Origin of the sequence: Lapillicoccus sp., from assembly GCF_025353065.1 — a bacterium.
Taxonomy (GTDB): domain Bacteria; phylum Actinomycetota; class Actinomycetes; order Actinomycetales; family Dermatophilaceae; genus Lapillicoccus.
The window spans coordinates 1-2,842 of sequence record NZ_JANXRJ010000300.1 but is presented as its reverse complement, the minus strand read 5'-3'; the positions used below and the strand labels follow the sequence as shown (position 1 = coordinate 2,842).

The 2,842-nt window shown below is 69.8% G+C and carries 3 protein-coding genes; 2 read left to right on the top strand and 1 reads right to left on the bottom strand.

What is annotated here, in order from left to right:
- Nucleotides 1-216: 216 nt before the first annotated feature.
- On the bottom strand, nt 217-1,968 hold the full coding sequence (locus tag Q0R63_RS22015) for a sigma factor (protein WP_295702178.1): 1,752 nt from the start codon (nt 1,966-1,968) through the stop codon (nt 217-219).
- A gap of 171 nt (nt 1,969-2,139) precedes the next feature.
- Here Q0R63_RS22015 and Q0R63_RS22010 point away from each other — a divergent pair, with 171 nt between their 5' ends.
- Together Q0R63_RS22010 and Q0R63_RS22005 are read left to right on the top strand one after the other, a co-directional pair.
- Nucleotides 2,140-2,541 (top strand): Rid family detoxifying hydrolase, encoded by a 402-nt coding sequence (locus Q0R63_RS22010; protein WP_295702176.1) that lies wholly within the window; start codon nt 2,140-2,142, stop codon nt 2,539-2,541.
- A gap of 32 nt (nt 2,542-2,573) precedes the next feature.
- Nucleotides 2,574-2,804, top strand: a complete 231-nt coding sequence (locus Q0R63_RS22005) for a hypothetical protein (RefSeq protein WP_295702174.1) — start codon at nt 2,574-2,576, stop codon at nt 2,802-2,804.
- The last annotated feature ends 38 nt before the right edge of the window (nt 2,805-2,842 follow it).

Below are 2,842 nucleotides of genomic sequence, written 5' to 3'. Positions count from 1 at the left end.
CAGCGAACGCGACCCCCGGCACGACGTTGAGCCCCGCGGCGACGGCCAGTGCCCCTCCGGCTCGCAGGACCATGCGGCGGTCGATCTCGGCGGACAACAGGACTCCTCGGTCGGGGTGAAAAGTAACGGTGACAACCCGCTTGACGGTAGTCCTGCACCTCGCTCGTCGCCTGACGAGGACGTGGCAAGGCGGTGAACACTCGGTGGCTTGGGGCGTTACGGCAGCACGGTGAGATAGCTCCGGGAGTTGACGACCGCGACCCCGTTGAGAACCAGCTGCCAGGTGAGAGAGCCCGATCCGGCGACCACGCCAATAGTCGACAGCTTCATCTGGAACACGATTGCGGTATGCGGCGAGATCGATCTTGGAGCGGCAGCGCAGTTCAACCGGCCGTGGCGTCCCGAGGAGATGGCCACCTTCTGGGGCACGACGCTGAGGACCTCGATGAGCTCGGGACAGTTCGCGAGGCTGACCGGGTCGTCGGTGGGATTTCTCAGCTCGACCGCGTAGGACATAACCTGGCCCAGGCGCACGGAGTCTGGAGCGGTCACGGTGCTGACGAGTGAGGCGAGGCTCCCGGGCTGCGAGACGGTGACCTCATTGCCGAGGGCGGCCCCCCTCCAGATGTCGCCCCCGCCAGTGGTCGGGTTCTCGGGATTCGGGGGGATCGTGACGCCGGAGAGCGAGATGGCCAGCGGTGGTCGTCTCCGGGAGCCGGCGCTGTAGCCGTTCGGAAGGATCACGACGTCAGCCGGCGGGTTGGTGGCGCCCTGGACGACACCCCAGGAAACCGTGCCCGTCACGAGCTCGCCCGGATCCACTCGAGGGGGCAAATCGAAGCGGGGCATCGCCCCCCCGTGGGAGCCGGCCTCCACGGGCAAGGAAACCCCTCGTGAGTCGACCAGACCGGCGGGGAGAACGTAGCCGAGCAAGCACGGCGATGACGCGACCGAGACCAAGGTGTAGGTCGTGACCATCCACCCGCTGGGGCCGAGTGCTCGTTTCGAGGAGCCGGAGACGACTCGGAAGTCGTCGCTGAGGCAGGCACGCGTTCCCTCGGCGGCGCGGGCAATGGTCGTGGGCGGCGCGAGCTGCGTGGTCGCGCGCGCCCCGGCCTCGGACCACGGGATGGGACCACCGGTATACGACGATGGCGCGGGAACGGTTGCGCGCGAACGGTGTAAGGCGACGAAGCCGACCCCGACCACGAGGATGGCGACGACCGCGGCGACCGCCAGCAGCGGCGCCCAGCGGGCGTCACGGGCTCGGCGGCTGGGGTCCGACGGTTGATGCAGCGTCGTGACGTCGGACCGCGGGATCTCGGTCTCAGCCTTCGGAGATGTCCCAGCGGCCCGGTGGAGCCGCGCCACCAGCCCGTCGGGAGGCCGGACTGATCCCCCAACGGTGCGCAGGCTCTCCCGCAGTCGCTGCTCGAGGTCGTCGTCGGTGGTGGTCATGCGGGACCTCCGGGGTCGCGGGTGGGGGAGAGGTGGGCCTGCTGTCGGCGCAGGGTCGCGAGCCCTCGGCTGACGAGGCTGCGCCCCGGTGACCTCCCTGCATCCGAGCGAGGCCGCGATCTCGGCGTCAGGCAGGTCGACGTAGAACCGGAGCACGAGCGCTGCACGTTGCCGCTCGGGCAGGCTGAGGAGCAGCGGCCAGAGCGCGGAACGGTCGTCCAGGGCGGCGAAAGGGTCACTGCCGCATACCTGCTCGTGCTCGGCGACCAGCGGCAGGACGCGACTCGACGGTCGTCGCCGACCGCTGATGAAGGCGTTGATGAGCGCCCGCCTGACGTAGGCCGCCGGTGAGTCGGCGCGGCATACCCGGTCCCAGCGCGGGTAGAGCCGCACGACCGTGTCCTGCAGCAGCTCCTCCGCCCGGTCATCGGTGCCGGTGAGCAGATAGGCGGTCCGGTAGAGCGAGGCATGGTGGTCGCGCAGGAAGGACACGAACTCCTCGTCCTGCATCACCGTCGCCTCCACACCCTCACGACGCGCCAGCCCCCGCCGGTGTGGCAGCCGCGACGAAATCTATCCGGAGCACACCCGATCACGAACGGACCACGGAGCAATGGCGACCATGGCGACCACGTCCGATCCTCTGGGCGAGCGGAGGCGGCTCCCCTAACCTCACGAGGTATGGATCCTCTCACTCCGTCCGGCCGCCGAGCGGTCACGTCGGCCGCGGCCCCGACCGCCCTCGGCCCGTACAGCCAGGCGATCGTCGCGGGCGGGTTCGTCTTCTGCTCGGGAACGGCCGGCATCGATCCGCTCACGGGACTGGCGCCCGAGGGGATTGAGGCGCAGACCGAGCAGGCCCTGACGAACCTCGCCGCCGTCCTCAGTGAAGCCGGAGCGTCGTTGACCGACCTGGTGAAGACGACCATCTTCTACGCGCACGTCGACGACTTCGCCAGGCTCAACGAGGTCTACGCACGCTTCATGCCGGACCCTCCACCCGCGCGGTCGGCACCGGCCAACGTCAGGCTGCCGCGCGGCCTCCTCGTCTCCATCGAGGCCATCGCGCTGCTACCCACCTGATCCGACAGGTCGGGCGGCAGGGGCATGCTGGCGTGCATGAAGCGGATGACGGCAAGATCCCCGACCACCTCGAAGCGCTCCTGCGGTACGAGGCCGAACGGCAGGGCGTAACGATCTCCGAAATCAGCCGCGCGGCTCTCGAGGCCTATCTCGGTGAGCCCTCCGGGCGGCGCAGACTCGGCGCGGCCGGCGCCGGGCGCCGCGACAGCAGTGACGTCTCGCAGCGCATCGAGGAGATCCTCGCGGCCGAGCTCGGACGATAGCCGCAGGCGACCAGGCTCGGGACCCGCCCGCAGACTCG